General features: G+C 67.9%; 18 protein-coding genes. 13 read left to right on the forward strand and 5 right to left on the reverse strand.

What is annotated here, in order from left to right:
• Positions 1 to 140: 140 nt before the first annotated feature.
• The 3 genes from H7F30_RS13510 (at position 141) to H7F30_RS13520 (ending at position 4,994) form a co-directional block, all read left to right on the forward strand.
• Entirely contained in the window at positions 141 to 4,022 is a 3,882-nt protein-coding gene (locus H7F30_RS13510) for a multifunctional oxoglutarate decarboxylase/oxoglutarate dehydrogenase thiamine pyrophosphate-binding subunit/dihydrolipoyllysine-residue succinyltransferase subunit (RefSeq protein ID WP_187035712.1), read from the forward strand.
• 118 nt (positions 4,023 to 4,140) lie between these two features.
• Positions 4,141 to 4,320, forward strand: a complete 180-nt coding sequence (locus tag H7F30_RS13515; RefSeq protein WP_047310269.1) for a DUF6104 family protein — start codon at positions 4,141 to 4,143, stop codon at positions 4,318 to 4,320.
• A 17-nt stretch (positions 4,321 to 4,337) separates the two neighbouring features.
• A complete protein-coding gene (locus H7F30_RS13520) occupies positions 4,338 to 4,994 on the forward strand; it encodes a GDSL-type esterase/lipase family protein (RefSeq protein WP_187038073.1) in 657 nt (218 codons plus the stop codon).
• A 524-nt stretch (positions 4,995 to 5,518) separates the two neighbouring features.
• On the opposite strand, the gene H7F30_RS13525 is transcribed toward H7F30_RS13520, so the two are convergent.
• Positions 5,519 to 6,982: a sugar transferase gene (locus H7F30_RS13525; protein ID WP_187035714.1), complete on the reverse strand. Its 1,464-nt coding sequence runs from the start codon at positions 6,980 to 6,982 to the stop codon at positions 5,519 to 5,521.
• Between the two features lie 290 nt (positions 6,983 to 7,272).
• On the opposite strand from H7F30_RS13525, the gene H7F30_RS13530 reads away from it, so the two are divergent.
• From H7F30_RS13530 to H7F30_RS15165, 6 genes are all read left to right on the forward strand, one after another.
• Entirely contained in the window at positions 7,273 to 8,196 is a 924-nt protein-coding gene (locus H7F30_RS13530) for an ABC transporter substrate-binding protein (protein WP_187035715.1), read from the forward strand.
• A 9-nt stretch (positions 8,197 to 8,205) separates the two neighbouring features.
• Positions 8,206 to 9,147, forward strand: a complete 942-nt coding sequence (locus tag H7F30_RS13535) for an amino acid ABC transporter permease (protein WP_187035717.1) — start codon at positions 8,206 to 8,208, stop codon at positions 9,145 to 9,147.
• Between the two features lie 22 nt (positions 9,148 to 9,169).
• Complete coding sequence (locus H7F30_RS13540; RefSeq protein ID WP_129662687.1) at positions 9,170 to 9,979, forward strand: amino acid ABC transporter ATP-binding protein; 810 nt, start codon at positions 9,170 to 9,172, stop codon at positions 9,977 to 9,979.
• Between the two features lie 50 nt (positions 9,980 to 10,029).
• Positions 10,030 to 10,395 carry a S26 family signal peptidase gene (locus H7F30_RS13545; protein ID WP_187035719.1) on the forward strand — a complete coding sequence of 122 codons (366 nt, stop codon included), beginning with the start codon at positions 10,030 to 10,032 and terminating at the stop codon, positions 10,393 to 10,395.
• 56 nt (positions 10,396 to 10,451) lie between these two features.
• On the forward strand, positions 10,452 to 10,853 hold the full coding sequence (gene sodN, locus H7F30_RS13550) for a superoxide dismutase, Ni (RefSeq protein WP_047310274.1): 402 nt from the start codon (positions 10,452 to 10,454) through the stop codon (positions 10,851 to 10,853).
• A 178-nt stretch (positions 10,854 to 11,031) separates the two neighbouring features.
• A complete protein-coding gene (locus tag H7F30_RS15165; protein WP_369798754.1) occupies positions 11,032 to 11,106 on the forward strand; it encodes a 50S ribosomal protein bL37 in 75 nt (24 codons plus the stop codon).
• Between the two features lie 74 nt (positions 11,107 to 11,180).
• On the opposite strand, the gene rsrA is transcribed toward H7F30_RS15165, so the two are convergent.
• The 4 genes from rsrA to H7F30_RS13570 form a co-directional block, all read right to left on the reverse strand.
• Positions 11,181 to 11,435, reverse strand: coding sequence for a mycothiol system anti-sigma-R factor (gene rsrA / locus H7F30_RS13555; protein WP_047310275.1), 255 nt, complete (start codon positions 11,433 to 11,435; stop codon positions 11,181 to 11,183).
• Entirely contained in the window at positions 11,432 to 12,085 is a 654-nt protein-coding gene (locus H7F30_RS13560) for a sigma-70 family RNA polymerase sigma factor (protein WP_165357823.1), read from the reverse strand. Before H7F30_RS13560 ends, rsrA begins: the two co-directional genes overlap by 4 nt.
• Before the next feature lie 256 nt (positions 12,086 to 12,341).
• A complete protein-coding gene (locus tag H7F30_RS13565) occupies positions 12,342 to 13,004 on the reverse strand; it encodes an alpha/beta family hydrolase (protein WP_255464860.1) in 663 nt (220 codons plus the stop codon).
• A 2-nt stretch (positions 13,005 to 13,006) separates the two neighbouring features.
• Positions 13,007 to 13,846, reverse strand: coding sequence for an SOS response-associated peptidase (locus tag H7F30_RS13570; RefSeq protein ID WP_187035722.1), 840 nt, complete (start codon positions 13,844 to 13,846; stop codon positions 13,007 to 13,009).
• A 111-nt stretch (positions 13,847 to 13,957) separates the two neighbouring features.
• Between H7F30_RS13570 and H7F30_RS13575 the strand changes: the two genes are divergently transcribed.
• Genes H7F30_RS13575 through H7F30_RS13590 form a run of 4 tightly spaced genes read left to right on the forward strand, consistent with a single transcriptional unit; the run spans position 13,958 to position 17,733 of the window.
• Entirely contained in the window at positions 13,958 to 14,485 is a 528-nt protein-coding gene (locus tag H7F30_RS13575; protein WP_187035724.1) for a DoxX family membrane protein, read from the forward strand.
• The gene (gene aroA / locus H7F30_RS13580; protein ID WP_187035725.1) at positions 14,482 to 15,828 is read left to right on the forward strand and encodes a 3-phosphoshikimate 1-carboxyvinyltransferase; all 1,347 of its coding nucleotides are present in this window, start codon (positions 14,482 to 14,484) and stop codon (positions 15,826 to 15,828) included. Before H7F30_RS13575 ends, aroA begins: the two co-directional genes overlap by 4 nt.
• Before the next feature lies 1 nt (position 15,829).
• A complete protein-coding gene (rsgA, locus tag H7F30_RS13585; protein ID WP_187035727.1) occupies positions 15,830 to 16,903 on the forward strand; it encodes a ribosome small subunit-dependent GTPase A in 1,074 nt (357 codons plus the stop codon).
• On the forward strand, positions 16,900 to 17,733 hold the full coding sequence (locus tag H7F30_RS13590; RefSeq protein ID WP_187035728.1) for a phosphatase PAP2 family protein: 834 nt from the start codon (positions 16,900 to 16,902) through the stop codon (positions 17,731 to 17,733). The genes rsgA and H7F30_RS13590 overlap by 4 nt, the downstream gene beginning before the upstream one ends.
• Positions 17,734 to 17,777: the final 44 nt, after the last annotated feature.

Raw genomic sequence — 17,777 nt, forward strand, 5'->3', positions numbered from 1 at the left:
TCTTCCTGACCCGTACCTCGTAGCGCCCTCTCGCCCGAAGTGGCGCTGCGGGATAGGCTGGTCGTCGTATGCCGTGCATCCACCTGCGGCAGCGGCCATCAGGCCCAACCGAACGACGCACATGAAAGAGGCGCATCTGCGTGTCATCCCAGTCCCAGAGCTCTGACCTCGAGGCCTTCGGACCGAACGAGTGGCTCGTCGAAGAGCTTTACGAGCAGTACCGCCAGGACAAGAACTCAGTGGACGCCGCGTGGCAGGAGTTCTTCGCGAACTACCGCCCCGGCCAGGGCGGCTCGGGTGCCGGCACCTCCAAGTCAGCGGCTTCCGACGCGGGCTCCACCGATGCGAAGTCCTCGACATCCACGAAGTCCGACTCCGCCAAGGAGAAGACGGAGAAGCCCGCAGCAGCCGAGGCGCCGCGTGACCAGCAGCGCGCCGAGTCGCAGCAGGCGGCCGAGCCCACGAAGGACACCTCCGACCAGGGCGCGGACGACAACCAGGGTTCCCAGCAGAAGCTCGACCCCAAGCAGGCGGAGGGCTTCACGCCCCAGCCGACGCCGCGTGACCACGGCGACGCCTCGGTGGGCGACCTGCCGGAGGCCGAGGACGTCGACACCCCGCTGCGCGGTGTCGCGGCCAAGATCGTGCAGAACATGGAGGCCTCGATCGAGGTCCCGACGGCAACGTCCGTGCGCGCGGTGCCGGCCAAGGCCCTCATCGACAACCGCATTGTCATCAACTCGAACCTCGCCCGCGGCCGCGGCGGCAAGGTGAGCTTCACCCACATCATCGGCTACGCCATCGTCAAGGCGCTGCGCGTCATGCCGGAGATGAACGCCTCCCTCTCGGTCGACGAGAAGGGCAAGCCGCAGCTTCACCAGCCGGGCCACGTCAACTTCGGCCTCGCCATCGACCTGCAGAAGCCGGACGGCTCGCGCACCCTCGTCGTGCCCTCGATCAAGGGCGCCGAGCGCATGAACTTCGCTCAGTTCATGGCCGCCTACGAGGACATGGTCAAGAAGGCCCGCAACAACAAGCTGACGCTCGACGACTACGCCGGCACGACGATCTCGCTGACTAACCCGGGCGGCATCGGCACCGTGCACTCGGTGCCGCGCCTCATGAAGGGTGCGGGCACGATCATCGGTGTCGGCGCGCTCGACTACCCGGCCGAGTGGCAGGGCGCGAGCAACGACACGCTCAACCGCAACGCCGTCAGCAAGATCCTGACGCTCACCTCGACCTACGACCACCGCATCATCCAGGGTGCGACGTCGGGTGAGTTCCTTCGTCAGGTCCACCAGCTGCTGCTCGGCGAGCAGGGCTTCTACGACGAGATCTTCGAGTCGCTTCGCATCCCCTACGAGCCGGTGCGTTGGGTTCAGGACATCTCGGCTAACCACGACGACGACATCAACAAGGTCGCCCGCGTCCAGGAGCTCATCCACGCCTACCGCGTGCGCGGCCACCTCATGGCCGACACCGACCCGCTGGAGTACAAGCAGCGTCGTCACCCGGACCTCGACATCACGAGCCACGGCCTGACGCTGTGGGATCTCGACCGCACCTTCCCCACGGGCGGTTTCGGCGGTCAGAACTTCCTCAAGCTGCGCAAGATCCTCGGCATCCTGCGTGACTCGTACTGCCGAACCGTCGGCATCGAGTACATGCACATCCAGAACCCCGAGGAGCGGGCCTGGATGCAGTCCAAGGTCGAGCTCGCCTACGCGAAGCCGACGCAGGACGAGCAGGAGCGCATCCTCAAGAAGCTCAACCAGGCCGAGGCCTTCGAGACGTTCCTGCAGACGAAGTTCGTCGGCCAGAAGCGCTTCAGCCTGGAAGGCGGCGAGTCCGTCATCGCCATCCTCGACCGCATCCTGAGCGAAGCGGCCGAAAACGAGCTGGACGAGGTCGCGATCGGTATGCCGCACCGCGGCCGCCTCAACGTGCTCGCGAACATCGCCGGCAAGTCCTACGGCCAGATCTTCCGCGAGTTCGAGGGCACGCAGGCCCCCAACTCCGTGCAGGGCTCCGGTGACGTGAAGTACCACCTCGGCACCGAGGGCGAGTTCGTGGCCGATACCGGCGCGAAAACCAAGGTCTACCTCGCCGCCAACCCGAGCCACCTCGAGGCCGTCAACCCTGTCCTCGAAGGCATCGCCCGCGCCAAGCAGGACCGCATCAACCTCGCCGGCACGGCGTTCACGGTGGTGCCGGTCCTGCTGCACGGTGACGCGGCGTTCGCCGGCCAGGGTGTTGTCGCGGAGACGCTCAACCTGTCGCAGCTTCGCGGCTACCGCACGGGCGGCACGATCCACGTCGTCATCAACAACCAGGTCGGCTTCACCACGGCGCCCAGCGCGTCACGCAGCTCGACGTACTCCACCGACATCGCCCGCATGGTTCAGGCGCCGATCTTCCACGTCAACGGTGACGACCCCGAGGCCTGCGTCCGCGTGGCCGAGCTGGCCTTCGAGTACCGCCAGACGTTCAACAAGGACGTCGTCGTCGACATGGTCTGCTACCGCCGTCGCGGTCACAACGAGGGTGACGACCCCTCGATGACGCAGCCGCTCATGTACAAGCTCATCGAGGCCAAGAAGAGCGTGCGCCGTCTGTACGCCGAGGCCCTCGTGGGCCGTGGTGACATGGACCAGGAACGCGCGGAACTGCTGCTCAAGGACTACCAGCAGCAGCTGGAGCGGGTCTTCGTCGAGACGAAGGAAGCGACGAAGACGCAGAACGCCCCCGCTCCGGACTCGAGCCAGGGCACCGACGCCGAGGGCCATGGTGGTCTCGAGCGCCCGTCCGCCCAGATCGAGGACGACGCGAAGAGCGCCTACTCCTCCGGTCGTTCGTCGGCCATCACCGAGGCCGCCCTCCGGCGGATCGGTGACGTGTGGACTAACCCTCCCGAGGGCTTTACCCTGCACCCCAAGCTCAAGCAGCTGCTCGAGCGCCGCACCAAGATGGTCAGCGACGGCGGCATCGACTGGGCCATGGGCGAGCTCATCGCCTTCGGTTCGCTCCTCATGGACGGCACCCCGGTGCGTCTGTCGGGTCAGGACAGCCGTCGCGGCACGTTCGTGCAGCGCCACGCCGTCCTCATCGACAAGCAGAACGGCAACGAGTGGACGCCGCTTCGCTACCTCACCGACGAGCAGGCGTGGCTGTGGATCTACGACTCGCTCCTGTCGGAGTACGCGGCGATGGGCTTCGAGTACGGCTACTCGGTCGAGCGTCCCGACGCGCTCGTGCTCTGGGAAGCGCAGTTCGGCGACTTCGTCGACGGCGCGCAGACGATCATCGACGAGTTCATCTCGAGCTCGGAGCAGAAGTGGGCGCAGCGCAGCTCCGTCGTCCTGCTCCTGCCGCACGGCTACGAGGGTCAGGGTCCCGACCACAGCTCGGCGCGCATCGAGCGCTTCCTGCAGCTGTTCGCCGAGGACAACATGACGATCGCCTACCCCTCGACGCCGGCGTCGTACTTCCACCTCCTGCGTCGTCAGGCATACGCCCGTCCGCGCAAGCCGCTCATCGTCTTCACGCCGAAGCAGCTGCTGCGCGTCAAGGCCGCCACGAGCTCGCCGGAGGACTTCACGACCGGCCAGTTCGAGCCGGTGCTGAAGGACGCAAAGCAGCTCGACCCGTCCAAGGTCGAGCGCGTGCTGCTCGCCTCGAGCCGCGTGGTCTACGACCTCGAGGCGGAGCGCGAGAAGCGCGGCGACGAGACGACCGCCATCGTGCGCGTCGAGCAGCTCGCACCGATCCCGGCCAAGGAGATCGCGGAGGCGATCAAGGAGTACCCGAACGCCGAGATCGTGTGGGTGCAGGACGAGCCGAAGAACCAGGGCGCCTGGCCGTTCATGTTCTTCAACCTGCCCGACATGCTCGAGGAGCAGGGCGAGACTCGTCGTCTGCGCGTCGTGTCGCGTCCGGCGTCCGCGTCGCCCGCCACGGGTAACAGCAAGCGTCACGCGGCGCAGCAGGCCGAGCTCGTCGAGCAGGCCTTCACCCGCTGATCGCTCAGCACTGACGAGAGCGGCGTCGCCCTTCGGGGCGGCGCCGCTCTCGTCGTCCGCGGACGTGCAGCCAGCGCACCGGGCGACAGCGGGAAGGGCGTGACGATAAGCTGCCCACGTGTATTTCACGGATCGAGGCATCGAGGAACTCGCCCATCGGCGCGGCGAAGAAGAGGTGACGTTCGAGTGGCTGGCCGACCAGCTGCGAACGTTCGTCGACCTCAACCCCGAGTTCGAGATCCCGGTCGAGCGCCTGGCCACGTGGCTGGCGCGCCTCGACGATGACGACGACGAATGAGTGAAGGCGAAGACACCGTGGCATACCCGCACGAAGGCAGCGAACCGCAGTTCCGGCCGAGCGCCGACTTCCAGGTCACCGAGGGCGATCGGCGGATCGGCCTGTGCTTCGTCGGGGACAGCTACGTCAACGGCTACGGCGACCCCAAGGCCCTCGGGTGGGTCTCGCGCGTCGTGGCGCGCACCCCGCACGACGGCTCGGCGCTGACGACGTACAACCTCGGTGTGCGCGGCGAGAGCTCCTCCGACGTCCTCGCCCGCTGGCGCAGCGAAACGGCCCTGCGGTGGAAGAACTGCAACGAGCGACGCCTCGTCATCGGCTTCGGCACGAACGACGTCGCGCAGGGCATGACGACGGCCCGCTCGCGCCTCAACCTCGCCAACATCCTCGACGACGCGTCGACGAACGGCATCGCGACGTTCGTCGTCGGCCCGCCGCCCACGAGCGACCCCGAGCTCAACGCGAAGCTCGAACTGCTCGTCGACGCCCACGCCGACGTCTGCGCGCGCCGCGGCGTCACCTACGTCGACTGCTTCCGCCCACTGCTGGGGCACGACCAGTGGCAGTCCGACCTCGCCGCGAGCGACGGATACCACCCCGGCCAGGCGGGCTACGGCCTCATGGCTTGGCTCGTCCTCCACGCGGGGTGGCAGGACTGGCTGAGCCTTCCCTAGTCCTGTCTTCCGGCGCGCCTACCTCGCAAGCTCGGTAGCCTCGCTCGGTGCGACAGGCCTTCGGGCCTCACGCTTCACGCGCTCTGCGCGACGACCTCGCAAGCTCGGTCGTCGCGCGGGGCGCGTTCGCGTTCGGGCGCGTCCCCTCCCAGCGTGGTCGCGTCGGCCGTGCGCAGGGCACCGGGTCCGTGGTGCCCTCACGAACCCGCATGGGACACGGAATCCGCATGACCATCCGATGTTGCCTTCAAAACGAGGCACCAGTGCCCACATGCCCGCTCAACATCGGGATGGGCCCGGCGAACTCCAGGGGCGCGGGCCTGAGGAGCCTCCCCCCTCACCAGGCGCCCGGCGCACCGAAAGCCGAGTCCGCTGCGAGGGGACGCGCCCGAAACGCGAACGTGGCCCTTGTGACGACCGAGCTTGCGAGGTCGTCACAAGGGCCACGAGAAGCGTGAGGCCCGAAGGCATGTCGCACCGAGCCGAGCCGCTAGGCGAGGCCGGAAGACATGGCGAGGGAGCGGCTAGTACGCGCCGTCCCTCGCGAGAACTGCGTGGACGGTCTTGAAGAGAATGACGACGTCACCGGAGAGCGACCAGTTCTCGACGTAGTAGAGGTCCTTGCGGACCGATTCTTCCCAGGAGAGGTTGGATCGTCCGCCGACCTGCCAGGGGCCGGTGATACCCGGCTTCACGTTGAGGCGGCGGTGGACGTGCGTCTCGTACTCGTCGACCTCTTGCGGCAGTGGCGGGCGCGGCCCGACGAGGGACATGGAACCGGCGACGACGTCGAACAGCTGGGGCAGTTCGTCGAGGCTGTAGCGGCGCAGGACGTTGCCGACCCGGGTGATGCGTGGGTCGTCCTTCATCTTGAACAGCAGGCCGGAGCCCTCGTTCTGGGCTTGCAGTGCGGCGAGGCGCGCTTCGGCGTCCACCACCATGGAACGGAACTTCGTCATCTTGAACGGGGAGCCGTTGACGCCGACGCGTGTCTGACGGAAGAAGATAGGCCCCGGGCTGTCGAGGCGCACGGCCAGAGCGATGAGCAGGAGCAGCGGCGAGAGCAGCAGCAGCATGCCAATGGCGACGACGACGTCGAAGAGTCGCTTGAGCGAGTACTTGAGGCCGCTGTAGCGCGGCATCTCGACGCTCATGAGCGGCAGGCCCTCGATCGGACGCCAGTGGATGCGCGGGCCCGCGACATCCGTCATACGGCTCGCGAGCGCCAGACGAATGTCGGTGTCCTCGAGTTGCCACCCGAGTTCGCGAAGCTGCTTGCGGTTGACGCGGTTGTGACCCGCGACGATGACCATCGACGCGTGGTGGCTGTGCACGGCCGGCACAACATCGGCCAGCCCACCGATCTGCGGCACCACCAGTCCGTTGGCCAACTCGAAGGTAGGAACATCGTGAGTCTCGGTGGCCACCCCGCGCACGACGAGGCCGGCTTCGGGGTTACGGGTGATGCCCTCGGCGACGTAGCGAACCTCTTGCGGCGAGCCGACGACGATGACGCCGTCGACGAGCCGGAAACGACGGCGGCGATTGACGATCCAGCGCCGGACGAGCGCACGCTCGATGAGGAGCAGCACGAGCCCGAGTGGGAGTGCGATGGCGAGGAAGCCTCGCGCCACCTGGAGACGAAGTAACTCACTGACGATGGCGAGCGCGCCGAACGTACCGAACGTCGCTCGGACGATGCCTCGGTACTCGTCGGAGCCGATGGCCAGGGCGTCGACGTGGTAGGCCTGGTTCCACTGGAGCGCCGCGACCCATCCCACGACGAGGCTGACAACGACGGCGACATACAGCTTGAACTGACCGTCGACCGCTTCGAGGGACGTCTCGGCCGTCCAGAATCGTGCGAAGAAGGCTGCCACCACACTGAACGTCACGACGGCGAGGTCGAGAACGAACAGGACGAGCACGATTTTGCGTCGCCAGTCGCTTCGCGGGGAAGCTCCCTGCTTCGCGGTCGGTGTCGTCATGGTGGTGTCAGGATTCCTAGGTCTGCCTGGGAGAAGTGGTGGGGCACGAAGCATCTTAGCGCTCACTATGCGACTCGACCTATTCCTGAATTCGAGCCACGGCGAACGCCTTGACGGGGTCGCAAATACGACCTGAACCGGCGTCCAACGCAGGCTGGGGCGGCGTCTGGCCCAAAAAGGTCACGATCGGGAACACAAATGCGCGTAGTTCTTCCACGGCGCCAAACCGGGTGGCACTCTTAACCCACAACTGGGACGAGCGACTCGTCCCGTCCGCGGAAGGATCCTCCATGCGTACCACCACTTCGGCCGTCGCCGCTTTCGGCGCCGCCGCACTCCTGCTCTCCGGCTGTGGCTCGGACTCGCTCGATGACTCGAAGGACTCCGGTTCGGGGGGTTCGTCCTCGTCCTCGAGTGCGGCCCCGGCCGTCAAGAAGGACGATGCGCTCGCCAAGCTGGTTCCCGCCGACATCGCGAAGATGGGAAAGCTCACGGTCGGCACCGACGCCTCCTACGCCCCCAACGAGTTCACGGCCGCGGACGGCAAGACGATCCAGGGCATGGACATCGACCTGCTCAAGGCCGTCGCCGCGAAGCTCGGCCTGAAGCTCACCTTCCAGAACGGTGGCTTCGACTCGCTCATCGGCGGTGTCACGTCGAACAAGTACCCGCTCGCCATCAGCTCGTTCACCATCAACGAGAAGCGCATGCAGCAGGTCTCGATGGTGCAGTACTTCAACGCCGGCACGTCGTGGGCCACGGCCAAGGGCAACCCGAAGAAGGTCGACGTCGACAAGGCCTGCGGTCTCACGATCGGCGTCCAGAAGGGCACGGTCCAGGCCGACGACGACCTGCCGGCCCGTAACAAGAAGTGCGTTGCCGAGGGCAAGAAGGCCAACAAGCTCGTCGTCGAGGCCGAGCAGTCGAAGGTCACCGCCGACCTCATCGCGGGCAAGGTCGATGCGTTCGCCGCCGACTCCCCCATCACGGCGTGGGCTGTCGCGAAGAACGAGGACAAGCTCGAAAAGGTCGGCTCCGTCTACGAGGCCGCCCCGTACGGCATCGTCGTCGCGAAGGACCAGACGAAGTTCGCCGAGGCCCTTTCGAAGGCTCTCGAGTCGCTCGAGAAGGACGGCACCTACAAAAAGATCCTCGAGCAGTGGAACAACGGTGACGGCGCCGTCAACGAGTTCCCGGTGAACCCGAAGGCCTGATCACACCCCATGTCTGGTTCCGCCCCGCCCCCCGCCCCGGACGAGCAGCGGCCCGGCGTCATCGACGCCAAGCCGGTGCGACACCCGGGGCGCTGGGTTGCCGTCGCCGTCATCGCGATCGTCATCGCGATGATGATCAGTTCGTTCGTCACCAACCCGAAGTGGGACTGGCCGTTCGTCTTCAAGGTGATGAACTACTCGCCGGTGCTCGAAGGCCTGGCCAAGGGCACCATCATCGTCACTGTCGCGTCGATGATCATCGGCGTCACCCTGGGCATCCTCCTCGCGATCATGCGCCTTTCGGACAACCCCGTCCTGCGCGGCGTCTCGTTCGTCTACACCTGGTTCTTCCGCGCGGTGCCGCGTTACGTCCTCATGGTCATCCTCGGCCTCGGCGTGCTGTACCTGTACCCGACGCTCGACATCGGTGTGCCGTTCATGAAGGACTTCGGCCTGACGTTCTACTCGCTCGACGTCAAGACGATCAGCTCGGGCATCACCGTCGGCATCATCGGTCTCGGCCTGTCCGAGGCCGCGTACATGGCGGAGATCGCCCGCGCGGGCATCCTGTCGGTCGACAGGGGTCAGCGTGAGGCAGCCGAAGCGCTCGGCATGGACAGCTCGAAGACGATGCGCCGCATCGTCCTGCCGCAGGCCATGCGCGTCATCGTGCCGCCCACCGGCAACGAGGCCATCTCCATGGTCAAGGACACCTCGCTGCTCGTCGCCGTCCCCGTGTCGGCCGAGCTCTTCTACCAGGCGCAGGTCGTCGCGAACAACACGTACAAGATCATGCCGAGCTACTTCGCCGCGCTGCTGTGGTACCTCATCATCTGCTCGGTGCTCATGCTCGTGCAGGCCCGCCTCGAGCGGAAGTACGGACGCGGCTTCGGCGGCGCGGCGACGGACGGCGGTCTCATGACCAAGGTCAAGTCACTGAGCTTCGGGTGACGGGGTGATCATGGAAGGCAACATGAACAAGCCACTGGTCCACGCCGTCAACGTCGGCAAGTCGTTCGGCAAGAACGAGGTGCTCAAGGGCATCGACCTCGACGTCCACCCCGGTGAGGTCGTCGTCCTGCTCGGCCCCTCAGGCTCGGGCAAGACGACGTTCCTGCGCTGCATCAACCAGCTCGAGACGATCGACGCCGGCCGCATCTGGGTCGACGACGATCTCATGGGATACCGCGACAAGGAAGGGCAGCTGTACCGCCTCAAGGATTCCGAGATCGCGGCCCAGCGTCGCGAGATCGGCATGGTGTTCCAGCGCTTCAACCTCTTCCCGCACATGACGGCGCTCGAGAACGTCATGGAGGCGCCTGTGCAGGTCAAGGGGGTTTCCAAGGCGGAAGCGAAGTCGCAGGCCGTCGACCTGCTCGAGCGGGTCGGTCTCGGTGAGAAGACCGGGCACTACCCGAGCCAGCTCTCCGGCGGTCAGCAGCAGCGTGTCGCCATTGCGCGCGCTCTTGCGATGAAGCCGAAGCTCATGCTGTTCGACGAGCCGACGTCGGCCCTGGACCCCGAGCTCGTCGGCGAAGTCCTGTCGGTCATGAAGGAACTCGCTCGCGAGGGCATGACGATGGTGGTCGTCACTCACGAGATGGGTTTCGCCCGTGACGTGGCCGACCGGGTCGTCTTCATGGACGCCGGGGTCGTCGTGGAGACGGGCCCGCCGCTGGAGGTCATCAACAACCCCCAGCACGAGCGGACGAAGTCGTTCCTCGCCCGCATGCGCTCCGAGCACGAAGCCGTCGCGGCGCTCGTGGCCGACGAGGCCGTCTGACCCGAGCCGGCGCTCAGCGCGAAGCCCGGCTGCTCCCCTACCCTGGGGTCATGCAGCTGGGCTTCGTCGTCGTCAGAGGTCGATCGATGGAACCTACGTACGTCGACGGCGACGTGCTGCTCGCCGCCTACGGCGCGCAACCGCGGATCGGCGATCCTCACGTCGTGCGGCTGCCCGACGGGCCGGAGGGGCCGCGCCCCATCGCCGTCAAGCGCGTCACCTCACGTGGCCCCGACGGCTGGTGGGTCGAACGCGACAGCACCCGTGAGGGTGTGGATTCCTGGCTGGTCGGTGCGCTCGCCGACGACGCGGTGCTGGCACGGGTGCTGTGGCCGCGAAAACCGCGCCACGTCGCGGCAATGCGACGCTGTCGCACCTTGGTTGTCACCTTTCGGAAGAAGCGAGAAAAGCGATAGGTTGGAACCAGAGTTGCTGTTCGGCAACTGTCCACCACCAGCAGAAGGAGTTCCCCATGCTGAAGCGTTTCTTCGCCCCCACCACCGAGGTCTCGGCCCACTGCGACCTGCCCTGCGGCGTCTACGACCCCGCCCAGGCCCGTATCGAGGCCGAGTCGGTCAAGGCCATCATCGCCAAGGTCGCCGACAACGACGACCCCGATTTCCGCACGCGCGCCGTCGTCATCAAGGAGCAGCGCAGCCAGCTCGTCAAGGAGCACCTGTGGGTGCTGTGGACGGACTACTTCAAGCCGCCGCACTTCGAGAAGTTCCCCGAGCTCCACACCCTCATCAACGAGGCCACGAAGCTCGCCGGTGCCACGGGCACCAAGGGTGAGTTCGACGCCGGCAAGGCCGACGAGCTCCTCGCCAAGATCGACCGCATCGCGGAGATCTTCGCCGAGACGAAGAAGGGCTGACCCTTCGCCGCTCGCGTACTGCGCAACGAACGGCCCCGACACTGCCTGCGTGGCAGGTCGGGCCGTTCGGCGTCTCGGCAGAAATCCGGCGATGTGGTCGCCGGCCTCGCATGTGACAGAATGGACAGGTTGGCCCCCGACTTTCGGGGGGAATTAACCCCGACACAGGGAGTTCACGATGAGCAAGCGCGCACGCAAGCGTCGCTCGCGCAAGGGCAAGGGCGCGAACCACGGTAAGAAGCCCAACGCCTGAGCGTTGATGCAGTGAGTCACGAAGGCCCGCTCCCCCATTCGGGGTGAGCGGGCCTTCGTCATGGCTTCGGGGCGTCAGTTCTCGTAGCGCACCTGGGTGTAGCTGTAGCTGATCTGCGTCATGATCACGGACCGGAGCTGCTCCGGCGCCTGCTCACGGCCACACGCTCGCTTGACGAGCTTCTTGAGCAGCATGTCGCGCTCGTACTCCGTCAGGCACGGCGGGCAGTCGAGCAGGTGCTGACGCAGCTCCTCGTACTCCTCCGCGGAGAGTTCACCGTCGATGTAGGAATAGAGGTTGGCGACGTAGTCGGGGCATTTGTCGCTCATTTCTTCGTCTCCCCCTTCGACTCCTTGAGGAAGCCGCGCTCACGCGCGTAGTCCTCGAGCTGCTCACGCAGGAGCTTGCGTCCGCGGTGCAGGCGCGACATCACGGTGCCGATGGGCGTGTCCATGATCTCGGCGATCTCCTTGTACGGGAACCCCTCGACGTCGGCGTAGTACACCGCCAGGCGGAAGTCCTCCGGAAGGTTCTGCAGAGCGCGCTTGATGTCGTTGTCGGGCAGGTGGTCGAGAGCTTCGTTCTCGGCCGACTTCAACCCTGTGCTCGAGTGCGCCTCGGCGCGGGCCAGCTGGTAGTCCTCCACCTCGGCAGCATCCGACTCGAGCGGCTGACGCTGCTTCTTGCGGTAACTGTTGATGTAGGTGTTGGTCTGGATGCGGTACAGCCACGCCTTGAGGTTCGTGCCCGGCTTGTACTGGTGGAAGGCCGCGAAGGCCTTCGCGAACGTCTCCTGGACGAGGTCCTCGGCGTCGCTGGGATTGCGCGTGGTGCGCAGGGCGGCGCTGTAGAGCTGGTCGAGGTACGGCATGGCATCGCGCTCGAACCGCGCGGCACGCTCCGCCGGGGTCTCCGTGCTCGGGTCGGTGGCGGCGGAGTCCGTGGAGCTCTCGGCGTCGACCGTGGTGTTCTCACTCATCGCCTTCAACCCTAGCGCGGGTCGCGACGCGGCACGAGCGCGTTGCGGGGGCGTGGCCGCGAAGCCGGCCCCAAGGCTCAGGCCGGACGGCTCCACCGGCACCACAGGTGTGACAAGCATCCTGATTCACTTTCGGTTCCTCGAAAGCCCGCGGGCGGGCTTGCTGTTCGCTCACGTCAACAGGAGGTGGATGAACGTCATTCCCGAAAGGGAATTCGGCGGAGGACAGGCTCGTGTCAATCAGTCGGACGCACCCTCACTCAGAGAGGTTCGTCAGCCAGCCTCGAACCGCGTCGACGACATCGGTCGGGTTCTTGCTGAAACCGTGCGGCCCCTGGACGCCGACGACCCGCGCACCTGGAACGGCGTCGCGCACCGCGTCGGGTCCGCCGAACGTGTCCGTCGCGCCCTGCACGACGAGGAGTGGGATCTCGGCCTCGACGACGCTCTGCGCTTCACTCGTGCGCCACTTCTCGGGTACGTCGAGCTTGCCCGGCGGCATGAGGGGGAACGCGAGTGCCACAGCGGCGTCTGCGCTGCACTGCGCCGCCGTGCGACAGGCGACACGGGCCCCGGCCGAGCGTCCGCCCTGCGCGAACCGGCCCTCGATCTCCCCCGCCGCGCGTAGGTGCTCGATCACGGCGAGCCACGCTTCGTCGAGGGTCTTGGGTGGGGTGGCGAGGCGCCGTCCGGCAACGACCCACGGCTGGTCGACGAGGACGACGCGCCAGCCGTCATCGGCCAGCGCCGTGAGTCCGTCGAGGTCGGGGGTGTTCGTGCCCTTGCCGGCTCCGTGGCCGAGGACGAGCGTGCCGTCAGCGGCGCCGTTGGGGTCGACGACGTAGACGCGGGCGGTGCCGCGGAGTGTCTCGACGTCGAGCCTGCGGTGGGCGCGGGTCGGCGGAACGGACGTCGCCATCATCAGCCTCCGATGATCTCGCCGGTGACGGGATCGAGGACCCCGACGAGCTGGTCGCTCGGCAGCGGGGTGAGCAGACCCGGGCCGTTGTTGCGCGTCGCGCTCACCGCGCTGGAAATGGGATACGCCTCGAAGGGTGAACTGTCCCCCGGGCGCAGGAAAGCCGCCACGTCGGCCTCGTCGGTGAGCGACGGGTCGAGCCAGTCGTCCCACTGCTCCCGCTCGAGGCTGAGCGGCTGACGGTCGTGGATGCGGTCCAGCCCCTCGCCCGCGCTCGTCGTGATGATCGAGAAGGAGACGACCCACGCGTCCGGGTCACCCTCGGGCAGCGTCCGGTCACGCCAGAACTCGTAGATGCCGGCGAAGGCGGTGTCGTGACCGTCGGTGCGGTGCATGTAGAACGGCTGCCTGCGCGGCTTGCCCTTGGCGTCGTGCGCCACCGGCGAGACCTGCCACTCGTACCAGCCGGCAGCCGGCACGAGGCAGCGGCGCGCCTTCGCGGCCTTCGCGAACGAGGCCTTTTCGAGCAAGGTCTCGGCGCGCGCGTTGATCATCCGCATCCCGACCTTCGTGTCCTTCGACCACGACGGCACGAGGCCCCACGTGAGGTGGCGCAGCTGCCGGGTGGGCTCGCCGCGGCTGCCGTCGTCGAGCTTGCTCGCACGCGTGAGCACGACGGGCGCCTGCTTCGTCGGCGCCATGTTGTAGTCGGGCGCCCCCACCGGCGGTTCCTGCGCCGAGACGAGGAGCGAACGCGTCGCTTCCCCACTCGCGTCGACGTCCACCTCGAACTCCTCGACGAGCTCACCCGCCCCGGCGCTGGCCGCATACCTGCCACACATGAGCCCCAGCGTAGGGGCATCCGTCCGGAAAACGTTCCGGCCCGGGAGGTCGCGACGTCGCACGACGCCGACTAAGTTGGAGGTAGAGATCATTCGACCAAGGAGGACACGATGCCCATTCGTCGTATCGCCCGCGCGGCTCTCGCCAGCTACTTCCTCAACGAGGCTGCCAAGGCGTTCAAGAACACCCAGTCGCAGGCCGAGGAGGCCGCGCCGTTCGTCGAGTTCGTCAGCCACGAGAGCGGCAAGAAGGTGCCGAACGACCCCGAGCTCGTCGTCAAGGCCCAGGGCGCCCTCATGGGTGGCGCCGGTGCCGCGCTCGCGCTCGGCAAGTTCCCGCGCCTTTCGGCGGCGCTGCTGACGCCGACCGTCGGTGCGAACGCCTACATGCACGACGCCTTCTGGGCCGAGAAGGACCCGGCCGCTCGCGCCCGCAAGCAGTCGAACTTCTTCCGCACCGTCGCGATCGTGGGCGGAGTGCTGCTCGCGGCCGCTGACACCGCGGGCAAGCCGGGCCTCGCCTGGCGCGCCTTGCACGGCGTGAAGACCTCGCGCCGTGAGGCCGCTCGTGCGGCCAAGACTGCCCGTCGCGAGGCGAAGCTCCTCGCCGCCCAGGCAGGAAACGCGCTTCCCTCATGACCCCTGGTAGTCCCGTGACGACCGACTGGCCCGCCCCCGTGGCGCGCCGGTCGGTCGTCGGCACGTTCAGCGTCCCCGGTTCCAAATCCCTCACCAACCGCTATCTCGTCCTCGCAGCGCTCGCCGACGACGAATCACTCCTGCGAGCGCCGCTGCGCTCCCGCGACACGCTGCTCATGGCCGAGGCCCTGCGCAGTTTCGGCGTCCGCGTCGACGACGTCGAGGGCGACTCCCCCGAAGGCGCCGACTGGCACGTCGTGCCCGGCGACCTGCGGGGCCCTGCGAACGTCGACTGCGGCCTCGCCGGCACCGTGATGCGGTTCCTGCCGCCGGTCGCCGCGCTCGCCGACGGCCCGGTCACCTTCGACGGCGACCCGCACGCCCGCAAGCGCCCCATGGGCCCCGTGCTCAAGGCCCTGATCGACCTGGGCGTCCCCGTCGAGGACGCCGACGGTGGCCCCGCGAGCGCCCTGCCGTTCACCGTGCGCGGCCAGGGTCGCGTGGACGGTGGCCGCGTCGAGGTCGACGCCTCCACGAGTTCCCAGTTCGTCTCCGCACTCCTACTCGCGGGCGCGCGCTTCAGCGAGGGCGTCACGGTCGTTCACACCGGCGAGGCGCTGCCGAGCATCCCGCACATCGACATGACCGTCGAGGTGCTGCGCGACGCGGGCGTCGTCATCGAGGTCGACGAGAACGACGGCGCCTGGAGCTGGACCGTCGAGCCGAGCGACATTCGTTCCCTCGACGTCATGGTCGAGCCCGACCTGTCGAACGCCGCGCCCTTCCTCGCGGCTGCTGCCGTCACCGGCGGTGAGGTGTTCATGGCGGACTGGCCCACGTACACGACGCAACCGGGCGACCAGATCCGTGACGTGCTCGAGCGCATGGGCGCCACGTGCACCCTAGACCGTGAGGGTCTGCGCGTCACCGGCCCGCAGCAGCTGCGCGGCATCGACGTCGATCTCGCGGAGGCCTCGGAACTGACGCCCGTCGTCGTCGCGCTGTGCGCGTTGGCCGACGGCGAGTCGCGCATCCGCGGCGTCGCCCACATCCGCGGCCACGAGACCGACCGCCTCGCCGCGCTCGCGGCCGAGTTCGGCGCCCTCGGAGTCGACGTGTCCGAGACCGAGGACGGCCTCGTCATCCGCCCGCGCCCTGCCGACCAGTTGCGTGGCGGCTTGTTCCGCACCTACGACGACCACCGGATAGCCATGGCCGCCGCCGTGGTCGGTCTGCGGGTTCCGGGCGTCGTCATCGAGAACATCGCGACGACCGGCAAGACCCTGCCGGAGTTCGACCGACGCTGGAGCGCGCTCGTCTCCGCGAGCGCCGAAGCGCACTGACGTGGCGGGTCGCAACTGGAGCGAGGCCGACGTTCGGGTACGCCCAGGTCGCAGGAATTCGCGCCCGCGCACGAAGGATCGTCCGAAGCACGAGGACGCCGTCGTCGGCATGGTCATCGGTGTCGACCGTGGGCGCTGGTCGGTGCTGCTCGACGGTCGGCGCATCACGGCGATGCGGGCACGCGAGCTGTCCCGCACGCCCGTCGTCGTCGGTGACCGCGTCGCCCTCGTCGGAGACACGAGCGGCGACGCCGGCACGCTCGCGCGCATCGTGCGCGTCGAAGAACGCACGAGTGTCCTGCGGCGAACGGCCGACGACACCGACCCGTACGAGCGCGTCATCGTCGCCAACGCCGATCAGCTCGTCATGGTGACGGCGCTCGCCAACCCGGAACCGCGCACCGGCCTCATCGATCGGTGCCTCGTCGCCGCGTACGACGCGGGGCTCGACCCGCTGCTCGCGCTGACGAAGGCCGACCTCGTCGACCCGGCCGCCTTCCTCGCGAACTACGCCGCGCTCGACGTGCCGTACACGGTGACGTCGGCGCAGGAACTGAGCGACGACCAGCGCGAGGAGCTCATCGCCTCCAGTGGCCGAGTGCCCCGTCGTCTCGACGGGCTGGACGAACTGCGCGAACGGCTCGCCGGTCGCGTCAGCGTGCTCGTCGGCCACTCCGGCGTCGGCAAGTCGACACTCGTCAACGCGCTCGTGCCCGACGCGGCGCGCACGACCGGGCACGTCAACGACGTCACCGGTCGCGGTCGCCACACGTCGACGTCCGCTGTTGCCCTCGAGTTGCCCGGCGGCGGTTGGGTCATCGACACCCCGGGCATCCGCTCGTTCGGCCTCGCGCACGTCGACCCGACGACGATCGTCGAACACTTCCCCGATCTCGCGCCGGGCACCGCGAACTGTCCACGCGGTTGCACGCACGACGAGCCGGACTGTGCCCTCGATGTCTTCGTCGCCGAAGGTGGCGCCGGTGAGAGCGGGGAACAGCGGTTGGAGTCGTTGCGGCGTCTCCTGCGCTCCAGGGACGTCCCCGACAAGGACGAGCACATGGAACGGCGATGACGCCGCCGACGGAGCAACGACGCACCCGAGTTGCCGAGGAGGCAAGTCGCGTCGCCGGCGGCGTGCGCACGCTCAGCGAGGCTCTCGCCCGACTGCTCCAGCCGGAGGCCCACCGCTTCGGACTGGTCGGCGCGGACATCGTCCCGCTGCTCGTGCTCCTCGTGTGCGCCGTCGTGCTCTTCGTCGGCCTCGCCGGTGGCGCCGAGGTCTACGAGGGCGTGCGTGAACGCGGCGATCTCGCCCGCTTCGACCAGCCAGTTCTCGACTGGGCCGTGAGCCACCGCAGCGGCAGGCTCGACTCGGCCATCACCGCCTTCACGCATCTCGGTGGGCCGGTCTACTTCCCGATCATCCTCGTGCTGCTCCTCGCCGTGTTCACGTGGCTGCGCCGCACTGCGTCGCCCTTCCTCGTCCTGGCGCTCGGCCTCGGCTCAGCTCTGGCCTTCACTGCGGCGGGCAAGGACATCACGGCGCGCTCCCGACCGCCGCGTGCCCTCGCGGTGCCGCCCTACGAGTCGTCACCCTCCTTCCCGAGCGGCCACACCGTCACCGCCACCGTGACGGCGGTGCTCGTCGCCTATCTCGTGTTCCTCACCGCTCACTCACGACGGGTGCGCACGGTCGCCGTCGTGCTGTGCTCCCTGTGGGCCCTGCTCATGGGACTCTCGCGCGTCTTCCTCGGCCACCACTGGCTCACCGACGTCATGGCCGGGTGGTGCCTCGGCCTCGCGTGGGGCGCGCTCGTCATCGTCGTCAACACGGCACGGCTCCTGCTGCGCACCCGCCACCGCCGCCTCGACGACGCCGGCGACACGCCTGTCGCCGGCTGACGGAGCACGCGGCGAGAGGGGACACCCGCGCCGACCGGGTAGCG

Origin of the sequence: Dermacoccus sp. PAMC28757 (assembly GCF_014302635.1) — a bacterium.
Classification (GTDB): Bacteria; Actinomycetota; Actinomycetes; order Actinomycetales; family Dermatophilaceae; genus Dermacoccus; species Dermacoccus abyssi.

What these genes read in the sequence shown, in the direction of transcription:
- H7F30_RS13545 (WP_187035719.1), top strand. Translation starts at nt 10,030, where the DNA reads ATGCAGCTGGGCTTCGTCGTCGTCAGAGGTCGATCGATGGAACCTACG.
- H7F30_RS13540 (WP_129662687.1), top strand. Translation starts at nt 9,170, where the DNA reads ATGAACAAGCCACTGGTCCACGCCGTCAACGTCGGCAAGTCGTTCGGC.
- H7F30_RS13535 (WP_187035717.1), top strand. Translation starts at nt 8,206, where the DNA reads ATGTCTGGTTCCGCCCCGCCCCCCGCCCCGGACGAGCAGCGGCCCGGC.
- H7F30_RS13565 (WP_255464860.1), bottom strand. Translation starts at nt 13,004, where the DNA reads ATGGCGACGTCCGTTCCGCCGACCCGCGCCCACCGCAGGCTCGACGTC.
- H7F30_RS13525 (WP_187035714.1), bottom strand. Translation starts at nt 6,982, where the DNA reads ATGACGACACCGACCGCGAAGCAGGGAGCTTCCCCGCGAAGCGACTGG.
- H7F30_RS13570 (WP_187035722.1), bottom strand. Translation starts at nt 13,846, where the DNA reads ATGTGTGGCAGGTATGCGGCCAGCGCCGGGGCGGGTGAGCTCGTCGAG.
- rsrA (WP_047310275.1), bottom strand. Translation starts at nt 11,435, where the DNA reads ATGAGCGACAAATGCCCCGACTACGTCGCCAACCTCTATTCCTACATC.
- H7F30_RS13590 (WP_187035728.1), top strand. Translation starts at nt 16,900, where the DNA reads ATGACGCCGCCGACGGAGCAACGACGCACCCGAGTTGCCGAGGAGGCA.
- aroA (WP_187035725.1), top strand. Translation starts at nt 14,482, where the DNA reads ATGACCCCTGGTAGTCCCGTGACGACCGACTGGCCCGCCCCCGTGGCG.
- H7F30_RS13530 (WP_187035715.1), top strand. Translation starts at nt 7,273, where the DNA reads ATGCGTACCACCACTTCGGCCGTCGCCGCTTTCGGCGCCGCCGCACTC.
- H7F30_RS13575 (WP_187035724.1), top strand. Translation starts at nt 13,958, where the DNA reads ATGCCCATTCGTCGTATCGCCCGCGCGGCTCTCGCCAGCTACTTCCTC.
- sodN (WP_047310274.1), top strand. Translation starts at nt 10,452, where the DNA reads ATGCTGAAGCGTTTCTTCGCCCCCACCACCGAGGTCTCGGCCCACTGC.
- H7F30_RS13560 (WP_165357823.1), bottom strand. Translation starts at nt 12,085, where the DNA reads ATGAGTGAGAACACCACGGTCGACGCCGAGAGCTCCACGGACTCCGCC.